We start from the raw sequence: 23,455 nt of genomic DNA on the forward strand, positions 1-23,455 counted from the left end.
GCTGTCAAAATTATTGACAGCAAGTTTTATCTTTATCTCATTGTTTTAAATAGATATTGTCAACCCCCCCCTTCAGCCCTCTATCACACGACCAAATCGTCATTGTAAATTACCGCCACCGGGCGAAAATCAGCGCAGATTTTTCAGAGGTTATCTTTCCCATGTGTGCCCGTACCCGTAATAACGAAAAGCAAACACTGACACTTTCAGCCCTTTTTGCCGGCCTTTTTTCCGTTGCTGGCCTGATGGTCGGACTGTTTGTTGACTCAATGGTTATTGTTTTCGACGGTGTGTATTCACTGGTAAGCCTGCTGTTAACTTTATTGTCGCTGGCAGCTTCCCGCTTCATTTTGCGCCCGTCCTGTGACCGCTTCACCTTTGGCCGTGCCATTTTTGAACCGGCCGTCATAGCTGTAAAAGGTGCGGTGATCCTGCTGGTTGTCGGTTATTCCCTTTACTCTGCCATTGTTTCACTGCTGACAGGGGGCCATGAAGTCGATGCGTCAGTCGCTACCGTATTCGGTGTGGTCAACGTAATTGGTTGTGCCTTTGTGTGGTGGTACGTGGCTGCGAAGAATAAACGTGTGTCATCAGGCCTGATTGAAGCTGAAGCCAGTCAGTGGCAGATGGACACATTATTGAGTGTAGCCGTGACAGCAGGATTTGTGATTGCCTGGTTATTGTCACTCAGTCCCCTTGCCTCTTTCGCGGTGTATGCGGACCCGGTGATGATGTTAGCTATATCAGCGTTCTTCATCAAAGTGCCTTTTACGATGCTGATGTCAGCAATGCGCGAGCTCTTCTTAATGGCGCCCGCAGAAGAGCTTCGTCAAACCATTGATGAAAGCGTGGCCGCTGCGGTTGAAGAGTCAGACCAGGAAATTGAATTATCATGTGTGGCAAAAGTCGGTCGCGAACTGTGGGTAGATGTCGACTTCTATCCTGATAGCAGTGATGTTATCCGCGTGAAAGATATAGAGCAAACCCGTGAAACCATCCGCGAAAAGCTGTCTGACTTGCCCCTCAAACTGCAAATTACCGTGAAAATCGCCGGCTAAGCTGCCGGCGGTTACCTGACTGACTGAGCCGTGCCGGATACGGTACAATCCCGCCAGCTTGTTAACCTGCCAAAATTTTAACAAGCTGGCAGCGTTACATTTACAACTCCCGTTGAGCTTTTCCTACTGCGATAAAGTAACCCTCAAAATCCTCAGGTTATCTCACATCTGCTTGTCAGCCAGTACAGCAATGCGTAGGATTTGCGGCGCTTTTTTTTAGTGGTAACCTACTCAACATGTTAAATTTTCAGCAATTTCGCGAACAATTTATCCGGCAAAAGCTTCCCGCTTTACTGCTGCTGGTGTTCTGCGCATTTCTGATTGAAAACAAACAGGTTTACCTCACCACCGTCACGACATCCCATGTGGATGCCTCTATGTGTACGCTGGGTTTTGAAGTCGATAATACAGATGAAGAGCAACCGGACCCGTCTGTGCCGGTCACAGAAGTTCTCACTGTTTCTGCCTGCGCTCCGGCGCTTGTCTCCGTCAGGCCCTCTCACTTCACCACCCCGTCCACCTGCCGCTACAAGTTACCTCCGCCCCGGGCGCCGCCCTACGCGTAATCATTCCGGAATAGTGCCTGCGCACTGCTCCGGGGACACTTCAACAATATTTTTCTCACAGGCAAGTCCGGACAGATCCCATTTCTGACCGGATGGATTTCTGCGGCCTTTTCTTCGCCACACACTCTGAGTGTGTGACGGGGCCGCGTCGTGCCTGCGCATGTCCCTGCGCAGGCACAATAACCATAAAAATAGTGATCTATGAAAACGAGAACAATCCTGACTTTAAGTGTAGTGACGGCGCTGCTTGGCGGTTGCGGTCACGATGAAACCGCTGGCCATGAACAAACTGTAGAGTTTGATGTCACCCATCCTCTGCGTCAGAACAACACAACCGTGAAAGAGTATGTCAGCCAAATCCGGGCCATTCAGCACATCGAAGTGCGTGCCATGGAAAAAGGCTATCTGCAAAACACCTTTGTGGATGAAGGGCAAACGGTAAAAGCCGGTCAGCCTATGTTCAAAATTATGCCGGCTGTTTATGAAGCCGAACTTCATAAAGCACAGGCAGAGGCAGAAGCCGCCAGAGTGGAATACGAAAATACCCGTTCGCTGCAATCGCAGGATATTGTGTCTGATACTGAACTGGCCGTCGTCAAAGCCGGTTATGACAAAGCCCTGGCAGAGGTAGCGCTGGCACAAACCCACCTGGATTTTACCGACATCCGCGCGCCGTTCACCGGCAAAATGGACCACCTTGAAGCGCGAACCGGCAGCCTGCTGGATGAAGGTGAATTGCTCACCACCTTATCTGATCTCAGCACCATGTGGGTGTATTTTAATATGCCGGAATCTCAGTATCTGGATTATGTTCAGCGCGGACAGGATATCACTGAAACCACTGTGCGGCTGAAGCTGGCTAACGGCTCGGTGTATGAACAACCCGGCCATATCGATACCATTGAAGCTGACTTTGATAACACCACAGGTACCATTGAAATGCGGGCTTCGTTCCCGAATCCCAATGGCCTGCTGCGTCACGGACAAACAGGTAACGTACTGATGGACGTTGACTATCCTGACAGCGTGCTGATCCCGCAAAAGGCCACATTCGACATACTCGATCAGACCTATGTTTATGTCGTTGACGGCAATAATACCCTGCACACCAGACACATACAGATTGCCGCAGAACTACCCCATGTTTTCATTGTGGCAAGCGGACTTGAAGAAAGTGACACCGTGCTTATCGACGGATTACGCCGGGTCAGGGACGGTCAGCAAATCGAAGCAGACATGGTGTCTCCTGAAGAAGTCTTCGACAGCCTTGAGCTGGCAGCAGAGTAAAGGTCGCGATTATGTTTGGAGTTTTTATAAAGCGGCCTGTCATGGCCATTATGCTGTCGCTCATGATTGTGTTTCTGGGCGTATTGTCGATTTTTTCTTTACCTACATCCCAGTATCCGGATATTGCCCCGCCACGGGTGCTGATCTCTCTGGCATACCCGGGTTCCAATGCTGATGTGCTGGTAAAGTCCTCTCTGGTCACTATTGAGCGCTCCATTAACGGTGTGCCGGGCATGAAGTACATTGTGTCTGACGCCACCAGCGCCGGTGAAGCCACGATTCAGGTAATTTTCGAGCTGGGTGTAGATCCTAATCAGGCACTGATGAACGTGAAGAACCGGCTTGATCAGATCAAAAACCGTCTGCCGCAACTCGTTCAGCTTGAGGGGGTGGTGGTAAACCGCGTGCAACCCAGCATGCTGATGTATATCAACGTGTTCAGCACGGATAAAGATGCGGATGAAAAGTTTCTCTATAACTATTCCAACATCAATATCATTCCTGAAATTCAGCGTGTGAACGGTATCGCCAGCGCTAAAATTCTGGGTAGCCGTCAGTACGCCATGCGAGTGTGGCTGAAACCTGACCGCATGCGGGCCTACAATATTTCCACTGAGGAAATTATGGAGGCCATGGACGAGCAGAGCCTGATAGGACGGCCGGGCCGTCTGGGACGAAGCTCAGGTTTAAGTGCCCAGTCCAAGGAATATGTACTGGTGTATGAAGGCCGGTACAACAAACCGGAAGAATACAAGAATATCATTATCCGCGCAGACTCCGACGGTAAATTGCTGAAACTGGGTGATGTGGCCGACGTGGAACTGGGCAGTGAATTCTTTGATATTTACTCCAACAAAGACGGCTATCCCTCAGCAGCCATTGTGCTTAAACAAAGTTACGGCAGCAGCGCCAGTGACGTGATTGAGCAGGTGAAAGCCAAAATGGAAGAGCTGCAGGATACCTTCCCGCCGGGCATGGAATACGAAATCAACTACGATGTATCCAAATTCCTTGATGCGTCTGTTGAGCAGGTACTGCATACACTGGCCGAAGCATTCGTGCTGGTGTCTCTGGTGGTGTTTATTTTCCTCGGTGACTGGCGCTCTACCCTCATTCCCATCATCGCCGTACCGGTATCGCTGATTGGTACCTTTTTCTGTATGCAGGCCTTCGACGTCAATATCAACCTTATCACCCTGTTTGCGATGGTTCTGGCTATCGGGATTGTGGTGGATAACGCCATTGTGGTGGTGGAAGCCGTGCATGCAAAAATGGAAAATGATGCAGCCATCACGCCCTACAACGCCACCCGGCAGGTTCTGGGCGAAATGGGCGGTGCGATTATTGCTATTACCCTGGTGATGGTGGCGGTGTTTATTCCGCTTATCTTCATGACCGGTCCGGTGGGCGTTTTCTACCGTCAGTTCTCCATTACCATGGCATCTGCCATTATCATTTCCTGTATTGTGGCGCTGTCACTGACACCGGTATTGTGCGCCATGTTGCTGAAGAATCATCACGGTCAGCCACAGAAACGCACGCAGGTAAGTATGTTCATCAACAGCTTCAACCGCGTGTTTGATAAAGTTACCGGTCGCTACACGGGTCTGGTACGGGCTGTGGTTACCCGTCGCACGGTAACCGCCGTTTTACTGGTAGCCTTTGTTGCCGGTACCGTGGGAGTAAACGCTAACTTACCGGCAGGTTTTATTCCCGGTGAAGATCAGGGACAAATCTACGCCATTATCCAGACGCCCCCCGGCAGTACACTGGAAGCAACCAACAAAGTTGCCAGAGAATTGCAGGAAATGGCGCTGGAAATTGAAGGCGTGTCTTCGGTATCTTCGCTGGCGGGCTATGAAATCCTGACAGAAGGACGGGGGTCCAACGCCGGTACCTGTCTGATTAACCTTAAGGACTGGGCAGACCGTGAGCAGACTATTCCGGAAATCATTGAGGAACTGGAAGAGAAGGCCCACCACCTCGGTGCGGTCATTGAGTATTTCGAACCCCCTGTTGTGCCGGGTTACGGTGCCTCATCCGGCCTGTCGTTCCGTCTGTTGGATAAGACTAACACCACGGATTACCATGAATTCGATGACATCAACAAAGACTTCATTGCTGAACTGGGTAAGCGTAAAGAGCTCAAAGGACTGTTTACTTTCTATGCCGCGGATTATCCCCAGTACAAAATCGAAATCGACAACCAGGCCGCCATGCAAAAAGGCGTTTCAATTAAAGCGGCAATGGAAAACCTCGATATCCTGATCGGCAGTACTTATGAGCAGGGTTTCACCCGCTTTAATAACTTCTTCAAAGTGTACACTCAGGCAGCCCCTGAATACCGCCGTTATCCCAGCGATCTGCTGGATTACTACGTGCGGAATGAAGAAGGGGAAATGGTGCCCTACTCTGCGTTCATGAAATTAATCAAAACCGAAGGTCCTAACGAGATCACCCGCTACAACCTGTATACCTCATCGGCCATCCGCGCTGAACCGGCTGCCGGTTACACTTCTGCAGATGCCATTAAGGCTGTGGAAGAAGTGGCAGCGGAAACACTACCACGGGGATACGACATTGGCTGGGAAGGTTTGTCATTTGATGAAGCCAGACGGGGCAATGAAGCGGTGGTGATTTTCGTGGTGGTACTGTTGTTCGTGTACATTGTACTGGCAGCGCAATACGAGAGTCTGCTGTTACCCTTTGCCGTTATTCTTGCCTTGCCAACCGGTATCTTCGGCTCGCTGGCCATGCTGAAAATGATGGGTCTGGCAAACGATGTGTATGCCCAGCTCGGTCTAGTTATGCTGGTAGGTCTGCTGGGTAAAAACGCCGTACTGATAGTGGAATACGCCGTGCAGAAAAAAGAACAGGGCTTGTCTGTTAAAGAGGCGGCAGTGGAAGCGGCAACCGCCCGGTTCCGGCCAATTCTGATGACCTCCTTCGCCTTTGTTGCCGGCCTGATCCCGCTGGTTATCGCTACCGGTGCCGGTGCAGTGGGCAACCGTACAATCGGTTCATCTGCGCTGGGCGGTATGGTAACAGGCACAGTCTTCGGCGTGCTGGTGATCCCGGGCCTTTACTATTTATTCGCCAAACTGGGCGACGGTAAATCTCTCATCAAAAATGAAGACCAGCTGCCCTTCACCGAAACTTACCACTACAACGATAAGGAGAGTGACAATGACTAAATCACGCTGTTTTACCCTTAGTCTGAAACCGCTTGTTGTCGCGGTAAGTGCGGCTTTACTGCTGCAGGGTTGTGCAATACCTGATATCGAAACCCGTGACGCCAGTGTGGCGATGCCGGAACAATTCACACCTGAAGCGACAGAGACGCCGGTGAATATAAACTGGGAAGACTGGTTTAACGACCCGGATCTTATTGCGCTGGTAGACACTGCGCTGGCAAACAATCAGGAAGTCGCCATGATGCTGCAACGCATTAATATGGCGGCCAATGAGGTGTATGCCAGAGAAGGGGAATACCTGCCTCAGGTGTCTGCCGGTGCTGAAGCCGGCGTGGAGAAAGCCGGTGAATATACCCGTGACGGCGCAGTGGAAAAGCAACTGGCTATCCGCGAAGAGAGGGAATTTCCTGATCCGCTGGCGAACCTCCGTCTTGGTCTCAATGCTTCCTGGGAGCTGGATGTCTGGCATAAACTCCGTGACGCCTCTAAGGTGGCGTCACTGGAATATCTGGCCAGTATTGAAAGCCGCAAGTTCTTCGTCACTGAAATGGTGGCGGAAGTGGCCCGCACTTACTACGAGTTGCTGGCGCTGGATAACCATTTTGCGAATCTGGATGCCAATATCGACATTCAGCAACATGTGCTCAATACCCTTGAGCAACTTAAGCACTATGGCCGCTCTTCGTCTTTACCACTCACCCGCTTTGCGGCTGAAGTGAATAAGAATAAGAGCGAGCGGTATCAGGTCAGGCAGGAAATTGCTGCCACTGAGAACAAGCTTAATTTGCTGCTGGGTCGGCCTCCCCAGCCCATTGCGCGTAACGCTGAACGTTTGATGACAGCATCACTGACAAAGCCCTCTGCCGGCGTGCCGTCTGAACTGCTTACCAACCGCAACGATATTCGTGAGGCTGAGCTGACACTGCAGGCGGCGAAGCTGAATATCGACGTTGCCCGCGCCAACTTCTATCCGTCTTTCGCGCTGAAAGCCGGTGTGGGGCTGGAGTCCTTTGATACCCGGTATCTTCTGGACACACCGGAATCTGTTGCCTGGTCACTGTCCGGCGATATTTTTGCGCCGCTGATCAACCGCCGTGCAATTGAAGCTGAGTATAAGAATGCCAGTGCTGAGCAGATTCAGGCTGCCTACGAATACGAGTACACCGTTGTCAGGGCAGTTTCTGAGGTTTCCACCCGCTTATCTGCACTGGATAACCTGAGCAACAGCTATGCAGCAAAACAAGCCCAGATTGAGCAGCTCGAAGCGTCGGTGAATATTGCCAACAAACTGTTCGCCTCTGCCCGTGGTGAATACCTGGAAGTGTTGCTGGCACGGCGGGAGTCACTGGAAGCGAAAAGTGAACTGATTGATACCCGCAAAGAGCAGTTCACTGCACTGGTGGAGCTGTATCAGTCGCTGGGCGGCGGCTGGCGCAGCTAAGGCTTAGCCAAACCTTGCCGGAAACAAAAAAGCGGACAATTCGTTGTCCGCTTTTTTCAGGCTGCTTTGCTCAGAATGCATAGTCCGGCAGAGGAATATCAATCATGCCTTTACGGTACTGTTCTGTTGTTTCTTCACTGAGTTCATCACGGTTCGACTCTGCATAGCGGCGCAGCTTTCTGATTTCGCTGTGCTCTTCCACTTCCCGCAATGCATCGCGGTAGCGCGCCATTCCGCTGCGGCCGATAGCATTGGTCAGCCAGGCAAAAGTATCCGCCTGATTCTTCTGTGCTGTGGCATAGTTTCTCAGTAATATTTCCGCGGCTAAATCACACAGGGCCTCGCTGCGAAGTTCCTTTGATGACATCTCCTGTGCCGCCCGTTTCAGACTGGCAAGGTCGCCGGCCAGCATCATCTCTTTAAGACGACTGACTACGTCTGCATCGGCCTCTTTGCTGTAAAGATCTTCCGGCAACGTGTACATGCCAGCCACAAACTGCTCTCCCTCTGCACCCGGCAACTCGTCGAGAGCGGTATCAGCATGGCGTTCCAGCTTGTCTATCTGTGTGTTTTCCACCACTTCAGACAACACGCCGTAGTAGCGGCCATTTTCAGATGCACCAATGGCACGTGCCAGCCACGCCAGGGAGTCCACATCACTGCGCACCGCATGGGGATATTTCTTCAGCAGAATAGCCGCAGCAATATCCAGTAATTCAGGATCAGCAATTTTGTTACTGAATATACGTTTTGACGCCGTTTTTAACTGAACCATATCGCCGGAAAGCATCATGTCCGCCAGCTTCTGTTCTTCAGGGCCTAATTCCGCCATTGCACTGAAAGACAAGGCGCTTACCGATAATCCGATTGCCATCACGGCCGTTTTTATATATCTCATCATTACTCCATTTCGTTGAGATCACTTCACTTCAAAATCAGTACATACCGCCATTGACGCTGATCACCTGACGGGAAATATAGCGGGCTTCATCTGACACCAGAAAGCCGATGGTATTGGCCACATCATCCACATGACCGAAGGTGCCAAGGGGAATCATTTTTTTCGCTTCGTCTGCCACCGCCCCTTCAATCATACCGGTTTCAATGACGCCCGGTGCAACACAGTTTACTGTGATCTTTCTTTTACCCAGCTCGATAGCCAGCGCTTTAGTGGCACCGATAATGCCGGCTTTAGACGCGCTGTAATTCGTTTGCCCGCGGTTGCCCATCAGGCCGGAAACCGAGGACAGGGTAACAATACGTCCGCCCTGACGCAGCCTGATCATGGGCATGATCACCGGATGCAGCACATTGTAGAAACCATCCAGATTGGTGTGTACCACGCCATCCCACTCTTCACCGGTCATGGCCGGAAAGGCAGTATCGCGGGTAACACCGGCATTACAGACCACACCGTAATAAGCACCATTTTGTTCAATATCGGCTTCAATGGCGGAGCGTGTTCCGTCTCTGTCGGCAATATCAAATTGCAGGGCCACGGCACTGCCGCCGCCGGCAATAATATCCTCAACCACCTTGGCAGCAGCGTCTTTACCGCTGCGGTAATGTACCACTACGGCAAACCCCTGCGCAGCCATTTTGTAGGCAGTGGCTTTTCCGATACCGCTGCTTGCTCCTGTGACTAGGATTCTTTTTTGTTCAGACATGAGATCCTTTTTCCTTCTTGTCAGGCTCACCGTTAAACAGGCTTATTGCCGCAATAAAATTAATCGTATTTCCAATCAGAATAATGCTGCCGAAGGCCTGAACCACCGGCATATCGCTGAATGCCAGCAAGCCGAAAGACAGCAGACTGGTTACTGCAGACAGCAAAATTGCTTGTTGGGTAGTGTCCGGTTTGTCCGCCATTTCACGGGCAAAGATGATGTAATCCATGCCAAGTCCCAGCACCAGAAACAGTGCCATGACATGAAACACATTGAGGGCCTGACCGCAGAGAGTCACCAGTGCCACGGCAATCAGGCTGGCAGATGCAGGAATAAGCAGCAACCGGAGTACACCGGCGCTGCGGTACCAGAGCGCCAGCAGCAGTCCGACCAGACCGTAGGCAATAACCAGTAAAAAGGCACCGGTTTCCCGCTGGGATTTCAGTGCCAGTGTGGCATTGCCCAGGGTATTCACATAGTCAATTTCAGGAATGGCAGCCGCCGCTTTTTCTATGGCAGCTAAATCACTGTTTTTGCGGATAAGAGCAAAACTGATTATCTCTTTGTTGTCAGCGGCCCCGCTCCCTGCCGACCAGAGCGGCGGAAGGCCATCAACTCGTTCAGACAAACCGGCGAAATCCAGTACCTTGCCGGCACCGTCAACGTAAGCCGCTTTTACCGGTGCAACAGACTCTGGCGGTAAACCCAGCGCGCCGGCAAATACATCAAGCACACCGCCATCACTGTAAAGTTTTGCCTGCAATGCATAATCCGCCTTTTGCGCTTCAGGTGAAGGCAACCAGTCAGCGATGCTGCTCACTGAATCGCGGTGCACACCTTCAGAAGTCAGCAAACGGTCCAGTGCATCAAAAATCTGTTGTGGCTGTTGCCCGCGGATAAGCAGATAACGACCGGGCTCGTATACCTGAGTCAGCGCCGATACAGCCTGCTCCTGCTCCAGTAAGGCAGGAGAAACATGGAAAAAGCGTCTGGGATCGTCATTCACCTGCAGTCCGCCGGCGTACAGGTACAAGGCACTCATCACCGCCATAGCGAGTCCGGCAATAGCCAGAGCGCGGGGTCGTCGGGCAGTGACACGCTGACAGGAACGAATTACAGTTTTCAGCAACGGCTGTCTGGCTTCGATGGGACGGCGCACTATTAACGGCCCCAGCAACATGACGCTCAGCCAGGCCATGGCCAGCCCGGCACAGGAAAACAGAGCAATTTTCTTAAGAATAGTAAGTTCAGCCAGGCTCAGGGCACCATAACCCACCAGCGATGTAATCACACTCAGCACCATGGCGCGGTACAACACGGTATCATGACTACCGGCACGGGCTTTCTCATTTGCTGGCTGCGCCGGAGACTGTGCGGCAGATAAGAAGTGATAGAAATAGTGCAGTGAATAATCCACCACAATACCAATCAGACTGGCACCGAAAACAATGGTCAGCACATGCACAGAACCGTATACCCATACGCTGGCGAGAATACCGGCCCCCACACCGGCGGCAATGGAACCAAGGGCCAGGGTTAACGGTAATAACGAACGGAAAACCAGCAACATCAGCACCAGTACGCCGGCTATTGAGCCTGCAGCAATAAGCTGAATATCCGCTTTGGCTGACTGCGCTGAATCCACAGCAAAAAAGAACATCCCGGAATGCAGCACGGACACATCAAACTCTTCACTGACGGCCTGCTCTGCGGCTTTGATTTGTTCGTAAACAGCATGCTGCTGCGTCATACCGGCGGGAAAATCAGTGAAACTCACGCTGAATGACGTAACGGCTGCGGTGCGCTTTTCAGCCACCATGGACGGCTCAAGACGTGCCGACATCCCGATAAGGTAATCTGAAAACCAGCCGAGGGGATCCTGTTCAAAGGGAACCAGTCTGACACCCTCTCCCAACTGATAAAGCTTTCGCTGCGCCGCTGCGGCCAGTTGTTCAGGGGTTTTGTCGTTGAGAGCTTCCCGTTGAGAATCACTGAGAAAATTGAACCTGAAGGGTGTAATAGCAGGCAAATATGCGGCCTGCATTTCATTATCAATGGCAACGTGCAGGCCGTGCACACTATTCAAAGCCGTTTGCAATGCACGGGCAGCTTGTTCAGTGCGCTTATCGTTATCGCTCTGCACAACCACCATAAAACGCTGGCTGATATCATCAGTCAACGCGTCCAGGGCATATTGCAGGGCGGGGTCGCGTACTTTATCCGGATTTAAGTCGTTGAGATTCGTATCAATCTGCACTGCCTGCGGATTGATAACAACAAACAGCACGCCGGCTAGTAGGGTAACAATGAAGCATAACCGGAGAAAAAACGACATCATCGTTGATCAGAATGCGTCGAAACGGGCGGGTGAAAGCAGAACGCGACACCAGTTTGTTTTACCGGAATACAGGGTTTCACATTGTTCCCAGGCTTTCCGCTTGCCCTCAAAACTGTATTCCTCAATCTGATCAATAAGCACCTGCGTATTTTGCCCGGTTGCATCTGTTACTTTAATCGTTACGGCAGGTTGCGGAACATCTCCGTCTGCGGTCGCTGATTTGGTGATACGGATAGCTTCCAGTCCCTTTCTCATCATCTCGCTTTCAGGAATAAGTAACAATGTGCCGTCCGGTTCCTGAGTGACCGCAAATTCATCAGTAAAATAGCCGGTGTCGCCTTTCAGCAACCGAACAAAAATGTTCGACATAATATAACGGGCAACGCCGCTGAGAGGCGTTAATGTGCCATCATCTTCAGCCCTGAAATTGTTGGTGCTGTTCACGTACAATATGGCTTCACTGAAGGGTTCGCTGGTATGCCATACCAGTCCCAGATCGCAGGAATAATAAAAATCACCGGCAGATTTAAGCGGTACAGGCAGGCCCTGCATAGATTTTTGCTGGCTAAACTGGCCGGAAAAGTGACAGCCGGAAGGAAACATGGAAGAGAGTAACTGCTCTTCGGTGGCCTTGCCTTCAACTTCCCCGGAAGGTTCTTCATCCGCCATAGCCGGAAACACTGTCAGCAGTCCCGTCAGCAAACTGATGAACGCAAGGCGGCTCATGGTTTATTTATCCATTCAGTGACAGCGTCAGTGAGAAATGCCGGAGATTCGTACTGGGTGATCTGCTCAGGCATAGCCACCGCAAACTGGGTGGTTTTGCCTTTAGTGAACACCTCACCGGTATCACGATCTTTGATGGCATAGCTGATTTTCAGGCGGTTTTCCCATTCAGTCAGCCAGGATTCCACCACGACTTTTTGCTCAAACAGCAGAGGCTTGATGTATTTAACCTGAATATCAACGATGGGGAAAAAGAACCCCTGCTCTTCCATCACACTGTACGGGCAGCCTATTTCAGACAACAACGCACAGCGGGCCATTTCCATGTATTTAGGATAGTTACCGTGCCAAACCACGCGGTACGCATCCACATCGAAAAAAGGAATGTCGATATTCAGGCGATTTTTTTTCATCGGTTTATGCTTTCGCCGGCAACTCAGCAAGTACGTCAACGACGTCCTGTATGGTTCTCACCTGCTTGAACTGAGACGGAGAGATTTCTACGTTAATGGTCTTTTTCAGGTCAACCAGTAAATCTACGGCATCAATGCTGTCGATATCCAGGTCTTCGTAAAGACGGGCTTCAGGCACGATTTCCGCCGGTTCCAGCTCGAAAAGGTCGACTAAGGTGTCTCTGACCTGTGCCAGGATATTTTCTTTTTCCGAATTCATAACGCATTCCCTCTTTGATTTTCCAGCTGTTCCGGCGTGGCCGTTGTCTCTGTAGACAGCTGTTTGTTGTAATAGTTTTCCAGAAACTGAGTCAGATGTCTGTACTGCTTAGGTCGCGGTAACGTAGTGTCTATGCAGTCATCCAGTGCCAGTAATTCACCTGAACGCAGTGTAAATGCCGGGCCGCCTTCCGGGATATCATACCATTTATCGCCCTTTTTCAGCGCCCGGGGGTAGCACTCTATCATCACAGGCATGATGGAGGCATTAACGGCCACCGCCATATTGGCAGCTCCCCTTTTAAAGCGCAAAACGTTATCTTCTTTGGTCCGCGTGCCTTCAGGAAAAATCAGAATATTCTCCCCGGCTTCCAGTTTGGCCGCCGCCATAGGTAATACCTGCTCAGCATTGTTTGGTATAAAGCCGGCCTGGCGCACCACCGCACCGGTAAAAAAGTTATCCCAAATGGCGCTTTTCACAAAACAACACATCTGCTTATTCACGGCAAGCAGCAGCACCACATCAATCAGTGACGGATGGTTCGCAATAACAATGTGCCCGGGGCGGGCTTTGTGCATAGAGTCCACATCGAACGAATACCGGATAAGGCCGAAAAATCGCATGATACGAATAAATGTCAGGCACCCTTTATGAATACACCAACGGATCATGCGTTGCTTTTTAGCCGGCGAAATAATGGTGACAGGACTCATCAGCCGGAAGAAAACACCGACCAGCAACGCCCCCACGCCAAACAGCGAATAACTCACACCGGCGCTGAGGATTTGCCAGCTTTTGCGCAGTTTAGCTAACAGCATACCAGCACTCCGGTGCGGCAACCGCCAGGCTGTTCCAGAGGCAGATACCGGCTCAGACACAGAAACATTCGATTTCAACCAGCAAGTCTTTACGACAGATATCGGCCAGAGTGTACACCGCTTCAACGTCAGGGTAATGGCTGCTCAGCCAGTCACGGATATAGGCGACATCCTTTTCGTGACGGACATAGACTTTAAAGGCTGACAACGGGCACTGCTCCGGATTCGCTGTATCAAGCAAATGGCTGATATTTCCCATGGTCACAGTGAGCTGCTTCTCAATATCTCCCTCTCCCAGTGTCTGATGGCCTGTAATGCTGGCCGTTCCTGAGATAAATAAAAAGTGAGAGTCATTCAGTGTCAGTGCTGTAGCACGGGCAAATGAGGGACTGGAAATGCCATACTGGCGGGGATATTCGTAGGCGTTCACCTGATGGTGATTATTGTAGTGCCGTGGCTTAACGCGGCTGGCGAACACATAAAATACAGCACCATCGTTATGATGCCCCAACGCTGATGCAGCGGGGAAAGCCTGAGGGGAAATACCTGCTTCTTCAAACGCTTTCAGACGACCGGTGCAAAACTTTTTATACACCTCATGGTCGCCGTCACCGGCATTAATCGCCGGCAGATAATTCCAGAAGCGGAACGGATGCGCGAATCCTTTCTCATCCAGCACACCCAGAATTGCCCCGTAGGCGGTTTGGGTGTGTTGCTCAATATCGCCGCATTCATCTTTGGTCAGCCAGCGTGCTACGCAAATCACATCGTCCGTTTCAGACCAGTAGCAACGTCCGGTCTGGCCACGGGTTACATTGCCCTTCACCGTCCACATTTCATTGACTGTATCAGAGCCCGCTTCTTCAAGCCCTGTTGCAATCAGGCCGTTCCCGAAAGGTTCACACTGGTTGATAAGAGGCATAACCGCAAGAACATCCTCACGGGATTGTAGTGCTTTGGCGGGGGTGGAACAAAAATGCTGTTTTAACATGAGACAACTGGATGTGGTGTAATTTCAAACAGGAATGAGGCAGCCATTCACATGGCAAAAATATCAGCAGGTAATCATTCCGTGACACAAAATTAGTTTTTAATCTGGCGGTAGTTTAAACTAGCGAAAATTGAAAATAAAGCGAATGGACTCACCGTTTACCATGGCTGTTACCATTCGTGAACACCAGTAAATAGTTCTTTCATGCCTGATACTTTTCCCCTTTTTACCCGTGAAGCTGAAGACGCAATTGCTTATCTGACCCGGCCTGTCGGTGCAGCAGATCTCAATACCGGGCCGGTTACTGAAGTTAATTGCGGGTAACAGGGAAAAGTGCCATCAACCCTTCCGTTAGCGCACCCCGCCATACAAAATAGTCATGCCCTCCTGCATATTCCCGGTATGAAACATCATAGCCTTTAAGCTTTAATATATCCCGAAGGTGACGGCTGCCATCAAGGATCCCTTTTTCTCCATTACGGCCACCTTCAAACAAACCCGCACTGATAAAAAAGCGAACGGGAAGGCGCTCAGTACGCATGATATTTTCAGACACATAGTACGTTTGCGCAGCCATTGGGCCGCTGTCGGCTGACCACCAATAAGATCCGCTCATTGAAATAACGTTGCCAAATATATCTGACCGGCGCAGTGCATGGTTGGTTGCCCCAAGCCCGCCATAGCTGGATCCCACAAGTACCCGTTGCTTCGGGATAAACTGACGTTGGGATTTTTTCTCAACATACGGTATTAATTCCTGTACCAGCATCCCGGTAAATGCTCTGTTATCCGGAAGTTCATTACTCCGCGTCTGACCATCAAGGTTATCAATAAAAATGGCTTCTACCGGTGGTAGCTCACCTGATGCCACCAGGTTATTTAATATATCCGGCAAACTCACTTTTTTAATGTATGCGGGACCATCGAATATCAATAACTGAATGGCACTGTCCTGTTGAATATCTCCTATTTGGAATACCTTTATGTTCCGGCGGTTATTGAGTTGTTTACTATCAAGTACAAATGAATAAGACGGAGAAAGATGAGAATCAAATTGCTTTACACCAGGTTGAAGCGGTGCTTTTGCCAGTTCCACAGTAGATTCTTGTTGATATTTGTCTTGTGCGTCAGGCCACACATTTGGGTTATTGGGGTCCCGCTGAACCTTAGCAAGTAAAGCAACACGTTGTTCATAGCGTTCACCTGCAAATTGGGGAACATCTGGCGCAAGCTGATATGCAAGCCGTGTGTCTTCAGGAACAAGGTAACTTTTGTACCAGATATCCGACGAGGAAAGTCTGTCCAACCACCCGTGATCGTTATCTGGCGCGCCAAACAACAAAACGTTTTGTTTAGCTCCGCGATAGATAAATGTCAGTAAAACGTTATCGCCCACTGCTTCCATGAGCGGCGTACCATTTTCAATTAAACCCGCCCAAACTTGATCAACATCTCCCCCTGCATCAAGCGCGGCTACTGCACGACTCATTATTTTACTCTGAGGAGGGCGCTTATAGCTTTGTTGCTCTTCGATTGAGACGATTCGTTTTATGTTAAAACGAGGCGTGTCTCCGAAGTACCGGATAACCGGGTTGTTGTAAGCAGCTACAAAGTGCACGGGAGACTGGCTATCCGGTCTCAAACTGAACTGGCGACAGGCCTCACCATTTTCATCGAGCAGCCAGGCTTTGACTCCATAACCTGCGACGATTTCCGCACTTACATAACTCCCCTCCGGAGCATGGATAGTGAGGGTATTACCTGCACTATGGTGGAGAGGTTGATTCTGAGTCAGGGCGAATGAATGAAAGGCGTAAGATAATGATGCAATAATTAGGTAAATACGTAGACGCATTCCCTGCTCCCTCTTTAAGGCATGACCAGACGAAAGCTTGATATATTATCCAGATGAACCAAAATGTAAATGATAATGCTTATCAATACTAAATTTAACCCAGGCATTTTTCTTACAAGGGGATTTTTATCCCACACTCCCCTTATTGCAGCAGAATACTGCTGAACCTCCCCCGATTTATTTAGATTAACCGTACAAGAAAGAGTGGTTTGCGTGACTACTTAAATATGAATGTAAAGAGACATAAATTCTCCTGACAAGTTATTGATAACAGTTATCATTATCATTTAAGATTAAATGGATTGTTTCCGCTATAATTAAAAATGGAGAATTAATGAACACTCAAACTCCTTCAGGCGCTAAGAAACTCCTGTTAGCGACCTTAACTTCCACCCTTTTCATCCCTCTTGTGCAAGCTGAAGAAAGCAAGGAAAAAATTGAAAACATCACTGTTTACGGTACAAAAACCTCAGCACTGAAGTTAAATTCTAATGGTGGCGCATTAGGTTCAATGGCTATTATCGACACCCCTTTTTCAATCGCGACGATTACAGAAGACGAGCTCGCCGCGCGCCAGGTAAACAGTCTCGAAGATCTATTTGCCCACGAAGCATCAGTAAATGTGAGAGCCGACAGCTACTCAAGCTGGGGAGAGACCATGAGCGTACGCGGGCTGGATCTCAACTACGAAAATAACTACAAATTAAATGGTCAGTCACTGAATGCTTTCAATAGCGAATTACCCTATGAGGTTTTCAGTCAGGTGGCTCTTTTAAAGGGGGCAACTGGTTTCATGTACGGCTTTGCTGCACCAGGTGGGATCGTGAATTACACCACCAAAAAACCAACGAGCGATTTGCTTTCAGCCAGCCTGGGCTATGCCAGTGATAGTATCTACAGTTTACACCTTGACGCAGGTAAGCGCTTTGGTGACCACGGCCAGTTCGGCGCTAGGGTTAACCTGGTCCACAAAGAAGGGGATACCCATATTGACGGCGGCACTATGGAACGAAATACCATTTCAGTGGCACTGGATGCACAATTAACGGATAGCCTTTACTGGACGTTCGACTTTATTTCCGATTCCAGGGACAGTGAAAATATGAGCAGTTTGCTCTACTACACTGAATGGCGAATGGACGAAGCTGTCACCAGTATTCCTGATACAGTAGACGGTAGCACTAATCTGGCGCTGGATGATTCTTTTGATGACAGTGATTTTCTTGTGTTTCAATCAACGCTGGCCTATCAGTTCAATGATGAATGGAAAGCACAAGTTGAATATAGTCGCACTGAAAACAATACATGGTGGATGAAATCCGTACCCTACGTGGCTAATAATGACTTTGACTATAAAATCATGGTTTATGAGCAAGCTCTTGATATTAAGTTTGATCAGGTTAATGGCTTTTTTGAAGGCAGTTTCGACACCGGCAACTTAAAACACGAAATAGTTTTAGGCGCTTCGTATCAAAAAGAAGAGATTTATCGCAATGACCCGAACCGGATCACTGTCGTGCTTGATGAATACAACAATTTATTCAACCAGGTCGATATTGATTACACCAAATCCCTCGTGAAAGACCTCAATAAACTATGGGCTTATGACCAAACGTCCTATTTTCTCAGTGACGCTATTGCTTTTTCGGAACAATGGCGTTTATTAGCTGGCTTGAGATACAGCAAATACAATTATGGTGACCTGAACACGGACGTTTACGCATGGTTTGAGGGTACTGAAAGAGACAGCGAGGCAACGACCCCCACCATAGCGTTGATCTATAACCCGGTTGATGACACCAGCATATATGCCAGTTATGTCGAATCATTAGAGGAAGGGCAAACTGTAGGTGACACTTATGAAAATGTGGGCGAAGTGCTGGATGCAACCATCAGCAAGCAATATGAAATTGGCGCTAAATTAGAGCGGGAAGATTATAGCCTTACATCGGCATTGTTTCGCATTGAGCGGGTAGCAAACATTGCGACGGCCGACAATTATTTAACGCAAGATGGCGTAACCTTATATCAGGGTTTTGAATTCAATGCATTGGCTAACGTCAACGACAATACAGGATTGTATGCTAACTTACTCCTGCTGGATGCCAGTTACGACAGCATGGAATCAGGAAGTACAATAGAAGGAAACCAGGTGGCTGGTTCTCCTGAACAGCAATTTAGCGTCGGAGCAAATTATTCTTTTAGTGCGATTCCGGGGTTAGCAAGTGATATTGCCGTGAGATACTACGACAAAACGTTTATCGATTCAGCCAATGAGCTTGAGCTTGATAGCTATATACTCATTGACGTTAACGCCAGCTATGAAACGACATTATCAGGTAAGAATGTGGTATTCAGAGCCGCAATTAAAAACCTGACCGATAAAGAATACTGGGCGAGTACAGGGAGTACCAGTGAGGGGATTCGTATCGGCGCACCGCGAACATTATCACTCAATGTCAACGTGGATTTTTGATACAGAACGATTTATTTGAAAAACGGGTGGGATTGACATGGACGTCTATCCCGCAATCATTCCATGACACAAAATTAGTTTTTAATCTGGCGGTAGTTTAAACTAGCGAAAATTGAAAATAAAGCGAATGGACTCACCGTTTACCATGGCTGTTACCATTCGTGAACACCAGTAAATAGTTCTTTCATGCCTGATACTTTTCCCCTTTTTACCCGTGAAGCTGAAGACGCAATTGCTTATCTGACCCGGCCTGTCGGTGCAGCAGATCTCAATACCGGGCCGGTTACTGCCTCCCGCTTTCTTTCTCATGTGAAGCAGGTCGCAGAGGCTCTGACCTGTCAGGGTTACGTGATTAACCTGTGTGAAAACCGTTACCTGTTTCTGGTGGGGCTGTGTGCCGCTGTTTTACGGGGCGCGACAACCTTGTTACCGCCGGATAAAAATATCGCCACCCAGGAGCAGATGAACGGGGACTACGGGGATTGTTTTATCATTCACGACGGGAGCGAAATCAGTGCCACTATCCCTGCATTTAATATCCTGTCGGTGAAATGCCCGCAGGCTGACAGCAGCGATTTTTCGGTACCCGTCATTGCGGATGATTTTCTGGCCTGCATCAGTTTCACTTCCGGCTCTACCGGAAAATCAAAGCCTAATCTCAAATACTGGCGCACTCTGCATCGCAGCAGCCTGATCAACTACACCTTTATGATCCCTGATTGTGAAGAGACCCTGTACCAACTGGCTACCATGCCCGCCCAACACATGTGGGGTTTTGAAACCTCAGCCTTGCTGCCGTTATTCAGCAAAGTATGCATGAGTGATGCTAAGCCCCTGTTCCCGCAGGACATTCTGGACATCTTTGCAGCTCTGCCAGAACCCAAACAACTGGTTTCCACTCCCGTACATTTGCGGGCGCTATGTGCCGGTATGAGGTCTGAAGTTCGCGCTCATTCCGTACTGTGCGCCACGTCCCCGCTTACCACAGAACTGGCCACCGAAGTGGAGCAGAAATTCAACGCGCCGTTAAGAGAAGTCTACGGTTGTAGTGAAGTGGGATCGATGGCGGTGCGGCGTTCTGCCAAAGAGCAAGCCTGGTTTAAATTTGAAGGCATTAATTTTGCGCAGGAAGACGGTAGCACCACGGTGCGCGCTGAACATTTGCCCTCCGATACCGTACTGCAGGATTTCATTGAATTTAAAGATGACAATCACTTTGTGTTATCTGGCCGGGCAAGCGACCTGATAAAGATTGCCGGTAAACGGGGTTCACTGTTTACCATTAATCAAACGCTGCTGACGTTTAAAGGCCTGGAAGATGGTATTGTGATTCATCCTGAATCAGCCGGACCGGTTACCCGCCTTGTCGCCATTGTGTCGCTAAAGCCGGGGGTAGAAAAAGCCGAATTGGTGCGCTTTTTACAAGCGCGTCTGGACAGTGCTTTTGTGCCGCGACCTGTGTACGTGGTAGATGCCCTGCCCCGTGAACCTAACGGTAAGCTGCTGCGCAAAAACATTGATGCGCTTCATGCATCACTGAAAAAGAAAAGATAATCAAAGTACCGGCAGTTAAGTAAAAAAAGGGCGTCACGATAAATTCGTGACGCCCTTTTTGTTTGTTTTTCACGGCCCGGCTGACAATGTTTTGCGTTTAAACCCGCTTTATGATCAACGAGGTATTGATACCACCGAAAGCGAGGTTGTTACTCATGAAGCAATCGGTTTTGATTTCGCGGCATTCCCGGCGAATGTAATCCAGCGGTGCACATTCCGGATCAACGTTATCCAGATTCAGTGTGGGTGCAAACCAGTTTTCTTTCATCATTTTAACGGTCGCCCACACTTCAAATGAGCCGCAAGCGCCCAGCGTATGGCCGGTATAGCTTTTCAGCGAACTGATTGGCTTACCGCCCACAACCTGATAGGTCGCATTACTTTCGACAATATCACCGTGCTGCGTTGCCGTGCCATGTGCGGATACATAACCAATGTCATCAGCGGTTACACCGGCATCTTTCATGGCTGAGGCCATAACTCGTTGCACCGTTTCCGGATTAGGTTTAACCAGATAAGCGCCGTCGGTATTGGTGGCGTAACCCGTAACTTCTGCCAGAATGTTCGCGCCACGGGCTTTAGCATGTTCGTAGGATTCAAGAATAAGCGTACACGCGCCCTCACCCAGTACCAGGCCGTCACGGTCGCGATCGTAAGGCCGGGGCGTGGCTTCCGGGGTATCATTTTTGGTGCTGGCCGCGAACAAGGTATCAAATACCGCTGCCTGGGAAGGACACAATTCCTCTGCGCCACCGGCAATCATCACATCTTGCTGACCAAACTTAATGGCTTCATACGCATAGCCAATGGCCTGGCTACCCGCGGTACAGGCACTCGAAGTGGTGTACATGCGGCCCTGAGTACCAAAATACACACTGATATTCACAGCCGCGGTGTGGTTCATCATGCGCAGATAGGTGCTGCTGTTAATGCGGGAAGTCGAAAAGTTCTCCAGCATAGGCGCAAACTCCAGTGCCGCTTCACTGCTGCCTGTGGCGGAACCATAAGCCACCCCGGTCGCAGAAGAGCGGATCACCGGCTCATCTGTCAGGCCGGCATCAGCCAGCGCCCGCTCAGTCGCCAGCACACCCATTTGGGCAACACGGCCCATGCTACGCTTTTTCTTTTTGGTATAGTGATCAGGCAAAGCAAAGTCGTGAATGGGGGCAGCCAGATAGGTGCCAAGACCGTCATACTTTTTCCAGTCTTCCATATAGCATACTGCTGACTTCATCGACTGAAGCGCAGATTTTACCTGCGACCAGTCATCACCCAGCGCAGACACTACACCGGCTCCGGTAATCACAACCCGTCTGTCATTATTGTTATTCAAACTACATCCTTTTCTTTAAACAGGCCGGCGGAATACCGACAAACTCGCCGTAGCCAGGCACTGCACTTCGCTGCCGTCTTGCGGCTCATTTTCAATGAAGCAATCGAACGTTGCAAGCCCGTCGCCCACCAATGCTTTTTCTTCACAGCGCACCGTGTACTTACCCGGTGCAAAGTAATCACAATGAGCTTTAAATGAGCGCGTCCCGAGCAGAAACCCCAGATGCGGCGACACTTTTCCCAGCGCGAGCTGATGACCGGCAATGAGTGCGGCAGTCTGGCCCATGTATTCCAGACCAATCCAGGCTGGTACGCCCTTACCGGCCTCAAAAAACGGACTTTCGTCATCTACGTACGTGCGCGATGCCGATGAGGTTTCGGTGACATCCAGTACTTCGTTAATCAGTAACATGGGCGGACGGTGAGGAATTAACTCAAACAACCGGCTGTCGAAACGGGTTTCCTGCGACATTATTTCCTTTCCTCTGTGGTAACCGCTGTTAATGACGTGGTGTCGCCGGGCTGCCAGAAATCATAAAAATTAAACCATTGATACGGTGCGTTCAGGCAATGCTCTTCCAGTTTCGAGGCAAACTGTTGCGCATAATGCTGTAAGTCCTGCTGGCGGGTCTTGCGGTTGATTTGCAATTTGTCACATAACGGTGCCACATCAAACAACACCTTGTTGTCTGACGCTTCGCAGCGATAAGCAAACATCAGCTTTACCGGACACGCCAGCGCTTTTGCCAGCATGTAGGGGCCGATGGGCAGTGGCGCATGTTCACCCAGAAACTGAACATTAACGGTGCGTTCCAGACCACTCAGTGGCACACGATCACCAGCAATGAACACCCACTCGCCGGCATCAATTTTTTCCTTCAGCATCATGATGGTGGTGACATCAAACTCATCAACCTGAAAGACATTAAGACGGGATTCGTTATTTTCGTCCTGCATCATTTTAACGAAGTTGCCGGCGTGCTTGTCGTAAACCAATATGTTGATGACCTTGCTGCGGTAACGGTGCATAAAGCCCCGGCAAAATTCCAGATTACCGAAATGAGAGCCTATAATAAGCTGCCCTCTGTCATCGTTGTGCAGGGCTTCGATATTCTCCGGCGAGCTGAGTACAAAGTCTTTTTCCGAGATTTCATCCAGCCAGCCCAGCATCTTATCCAGAATCACTTCAGCAAAGGTTTTGAAATGCAGCAGCACATGACGGTAACCCGGCTTACTTTGCCAGATCTCAGGCTTAAACCGGTAATGAGCGGTCAGGTATTGCAGCGATGCCTCACGCTGCTCTTTGCGGCACAGCACAAAATACAGCGCCACCGGATACATGATGACCGAAAACACTTTGCGGCCGCACAGCCGGTAAATAAAAAACACCAGTCGCATGGCTGCCATGGTGCCGGCTTCACGGGTTTGTGACCAGTGCGCCTGCGGTTCTGAAGTTTTATCTGACGTAGTCATCGCTTCC

General features: G+C 49.8%; 19 protein-coding genes. 7 read left to right on the forward strand and 12 right to left on the reverse strand.

The genetic code is table 11. The features are described from left to right. Positions 1-161 precede the first annotated feature (161 nt). The 5 genes from ACXAH4_RS13190 (at position 162) to ACXAH4_RS13210 (ending at position 7,546) form a co-directional block, all read left to right on the forward strand. Positions 162-1,058 (forward strand): cation diffusion facilitator family transporter, encoded by an 897-nt coding sequence (locus tag ACXAH4_RS13190; protein WP_474882194.1) that lies wholly within the window; start codon positions 162-164, stop codon positions 1,056-1,058. A gap of 236 nt (positions 1,059-1,294) precedes the next feature. Beyond that, entirely contained in the window at positions 1,295-1,624 is a 330-nt protein-coding gene (locus ACXAH4_RS13195; protein ID WP_303572742.1) for a hypothetical protein, read from the forward strand. A 201-nt stretch (positions 1,625-1,825) separates the two neighbouring features. Then, positions 1,826-2,911, forward strand: a complete 1,086-nt coding sequence (locus ACXAH4_RS13200; protein ID WP_474882196.1) for an efflux RND transporter periplasmic adaptor subunit — start codon at positions 1,826-1,828, stop codon at positions 2,909-2,911. A gap of 11 nt (positions 2,912-2,922) precedes the next feature. Beyond that, positions 2,923-6,105, forward strand: a complete 3,183-nt coding sequence (locus tag ACXAH4_RS13205; RefSeq protein ID WP_474882197.1) for an efflux RND transporter permease subunit — start codon at positions 2,923-2,925, stop codon at positions 6,103-6,105. Continuing rightward, positions 6,098-7,546: a TolC family protein gene (locus ACXAH4_RS13210; protein ID WP_474882199.1), complete on the forward strand. Its 1,449-nt coding sequence runs from the start codon at positions 6,098-6,100 to the stop codon at positions 7,544-7,546. The genes ACXAH4_RS13205 and ACXAH4_RS13210 overlap by 8 nt, the downstream gene beginning before the upstream one ends. Positions 7,547-7,616: 70 nt before the next feature. Here ACXAH4_RS13210 and ACXAH4_RS13215 read toward each other — a convergent pair whose 3' ends face one another. The 9 genes from ACXAH4_RS13215 to ACXAH4_RS13255 all read right to left on the reverse strand — a co-directional run bounded on the left by ACXAH4_RS13215 (position 7,617) and on the right by ACXAH4_RS13255 (position 16,613). Then, positions 7,617-8,447, reverse strand: a complete 831-nt coding sequence (locus tag ACXAH4_RS13215) for a hypothetical protein (protein WP_474882201.1) — start codon at positions 8,445-8,447, stop codon at positions 7,617-7,619. Between the two features lie 34 nt (positions 8,448-8,481). Beyond that, entirely contained in the window at positions 8,482-9,213 is a 732-nt protein-coding gene (gene fabG, locus ACXAH4_RS13220; protein ID WP_474882202.1) for a 3-oxoacyl-ACP reductase FabG, read from the reverse strand. Then, the gene (locus ACXAH4_RS13225; protein WP_474882204.1) at positions 9,206-11,551 is read right to left on the reverse strand and encodes an MMPL family transporter; all 2,346 of its coding nucleotides are present in this window, start codon (positions 11,549-11,551) and stop codon (positions 9,206-9,208) included. The genes fabG and ACXAH4_RS13225 overlap by 8 nt, the downstream gene beginning before the upstream one ends. Before the next feature lie 6 nt (positions 11,552-11,557). Beyond that, positions 11,558-12,277 (reverse strand): outer membrane lipoprotein carrier protein LolA, encoded by a 720-nt coding sequence (locus ACXAH4_RS13230; RefSeq protein WP_474882206.1) that lies wholly within the window; start codon positions 12,275-12,277, stop codon positions 11,558-11,560. Then, the gene (locus ACXAH4_RS13235; protein ID WP_474882208.1) at positions 12,274-12,690 is read right to left on the reverse strand and encodes an acyl-CoA thioesterase; all 417 of its coding nucleotides are present in this window, start codon (positions 12,688-12,690) and stop codon (positions 12,274-12,276) included. Before ACXAH4_RS13235 ends, ACXAH4_RS13230 begins: the two co-directional genes overlap by 4 nt. 4 nt (positions 12,691-12,694) lie before the next feature. Then, the gene (locus tag ACXAH4_RS13240; RefSeq protein ID WP_474843278.1) at positions 12,695-12,949 is read right to left on the reverse strand and encodes an acyl carrier protein; all 255 of its coding nucleotides are present in this window, start codon (positions 12,947-12,949) and stop codon (positions 12,695-12,697) included. Next, positions 12,946-13,767 carry a lysophospholipid acyltransferase family protein gene (locus tag ACXAH4_RS13245; protein WP_474868858.1) on the reverse strand — a complete coding sequence of 274 codons (822 nt, stop codon included), beginning with the start codon at positions 13,765-13,767 and terminating at the stop codon, positions 12,946-12,948. The genes ACXAH4_RS13240 and ACXAH4_RS13245 overlap by 4 nt, the downstream gene beginning before the upstream one ends. Before the next feature lie 52 nt (positions 13,768-13,819). Beyond that, positions 13,820-14,758, reverse strand: a complete 939-nt coding sequence (locus tag ACXAH4_RS13250; RefSeq protein WP_474882210.1) for a chorismate transformation FkbO/Hyg5 family protein — start codon at positions 14,756-14,758, stop codon at positions 13,820-13,822. 310 nt (positions 14,759-15,068) lie between these two features. Then, positions 15,069-16,613, reverse strand: coding sequence for an alpha/beta hydrolase-fold protein (locus ACXAH4_RS13255; RefSeq protein WP_474882211.1), 1,545 nt, complete (start codon positions 16,611-16,613; stop codon positions 15,069-15,071). 334 nt (positions 16,614-16,947) lie between these two features. Between ACXAH4_RS13255 and ACXAH4_RS13260 the strand changes: the two genes are divergently transcribed. Continuing rightward, positions 16,948-19,089, forward strand: coding sequence for a TonB-dependent siderophore receptor (locus ACXAH4_RS13260; RefSeq protein ID WP_474882213.1), 2,142 nt, complete (start codon positions 16,948-16,950; stop codon positions 19,087-19,089). A 186-nt stretch (positions 19,090-19,275) separates the two neighbouring features. Next, positions 19,276-20,643 (forward strand): AMP-binding protein, encoded by a 1,368-nt coding sequence (locus ACXAH4_RS13265; protein WP_474882214.1) that lies wholly within the window; start codon positions 19,276-19,278, stop codon positions 20,641-20,643. Positions 20,644-20,740: 97 nt separating this feature from the next. Here ACXAH4_RS13265 and ACXAH4_RS13270 read toward each other — a convergent pair whose 3' ends face one another. Genes ACXAH4_RS13270 through ACXAH4_RS13280 form a run of 3 tightly spaced genes read right to left on the reverse strand, consistent with a single transcriptional unit; the run spans position 20,741 to position 23,448 of the window. Beyond that, entirely contained in the window at positions 20,741-21,976 is a 1,236-nt protein-coding gene (locus ACXAH4_RS13270; RefSeq protein WP_474847464.1) for a beta-ketoacyl-ACP synthase, read from the reverse strand. Positions 21,977-21,991: 15 nt separating this feature from the next. Then, positions 21,992-22,447 carry a hotdog family protein gene (locus ACXAH4_RS13275; protein ID WP_474843288.1) on the reverse strand — a complete coding sequence of 152 codons (456 nt, stop codon included), beginning with the start codon at positions 22,445-22,447 and terminating at the stop codon, positions 21,992-21,994. After that, a complete protein-coding gene (locus ACXAH4_RS13280; RefSeq protein WP_474882216.1) occupies positions 22,447-23,448 on the reverse strand; it encodes an LpxL/LpxP family acyltransferase in 1,002 nt (333 codons plus the stop codon). Before ACXAH4_RS13280 ends, ACXAH4_RS13275 begins: the two co-directional genes overlap by 1 nt. Positions 23,449-23,455 lie beyond the last annotated feature (7 nt).

It is taken from the genome of Alteromonas sp. ABV2_168, assembly GCF_056161165.1.

Bases quoted from the DNA above. Each gene is read 5' to 3' on its own strand.
- ACXAH4_RS13205 (WP_474882197.1), top strand. From the start codon at position 2,923: ATGTTTGGAGTTTTTATAAAGCGGCCTGTCATGGCCATTATGCTGTCG.
- ACXAH4_RS13210 (WP_474882199.1), top strand. From the start codon at position 6,098: ATGACTAAATCACGCTGTTTTACCCTTAGTCTGAAACCGCTTGTTGTC.
- ACXAH4_RS13195 (WP_303572742.1), top strand. From the start codon at position 1,295: ATGTTAAATTTTCAGCAATTTCGCGAACAATTTATCCGGCAAAAGCTT.
- ACXAH4_RS13265 (WP_474882214.1), top strand. From the start codon at position 19,276: ATGCCTGATACTTTTCCCCTTTTTACCCGTGAAGCTGAAGACGCAATT.
- ACXAH4_RS13240 (WP_474843278.1), bottom strand. From the start codon at position 12,949: ATGAATTCGGAAAAAGAAAATATCCTGGCACAGGTCAGAGACACCTTA.
- ACXAH4_RS13245 (WP_474868858.1), bottom strand. From the start codon at position 13,767: ATGCTGTTAGCTAAACTGCGCAAAAGCTGGCAAATCCTCAGCGCCGGT.
- ACXAH4_RS13280 (WP_474882216.1), bottom strand. From the start codon at position 23,448: ATGACTACGTCAGATAAAACTTCAGAACCGCAGGCGCACTGGTCACAA.
- ACXAH4_RS13250 (WP_474882210.1), bottom strand. From the start codon at position 14,758: ATGTTAAAACAGCATTTTTGTTCCACCCCCGCCAAAGCACTACAATCC.
- ACXAH4_RS13260 (WP_474882213.1), top strand. From the start codon at position 16,948: ATGAACACTCAAACTCCTTCAGGCGCTAAGAAACTCCTGTTAGCGACC.
- ACXAH4_RS13235 (WP_474882208.1), bottom strand. From the start codon at position 12,690: ATGAAAAAAAATCGCCTGAATATCGACATTCCTTTTTTCGATGTGGAT.
- ACXAH4_RS13230 (WP_474882206.1), bottom strand. From the start codon at position 12,277: ATGAGCCGCCTTGCGTTCATCAGTTTGCTGACGGGACTGCTGACAGTG.
- ACXAH4_RS13215 (WP_474882201.1), bottom strand. From the start codon at position 8,447: ATGATGAGATATATAAAAACGGCCGTGATGGCAATCGGATTATCGGTA.
- ACXAH4_RS13275 (WP_474843288.1), bottom strand. From the start codon at position 22,447: ATGTCGCAGGAAACCCGTTTCGACAGCCGGTTGTTTGAGTTAATTCCT.
- ACXAH4_RS13200 (WP_474882196.1), top strand. From the start codon at position 1,826: ATGAAAACGAGAACAATCCTGACTTTAAGTGTAGTGACGGCGCTGCTT.
- ACXAH4_RS13225 (WP_474882204.1), bottom strand. From the start codon at position 11,551: ATGATGTCGTTTTTTCTCCGGTTATGCTTCATTGTTACCCTACTAGCC.
- fabG (WP_474882202.1), bottom strand. From the start codon at position 9,213: ATGTCTGAACAAAAAAGAATCCTAGTCACAGGAGCAAGCAGCGGTATC.
- ACXAH4_RS13255 (WP_474882211.1), bottom strand. From the start codon at position 16,613: ATGCGTCTACGTATTTACCTAATTATTGCATCATTATCTTACGCCTTT.
- ACXAH4_RS13190 (WP_474882194.1), top strand. From the start codon at position 162: ATGTGTGCCCGTACCCGTAATAACGAAAAGCAAACACTGACACTTTCA.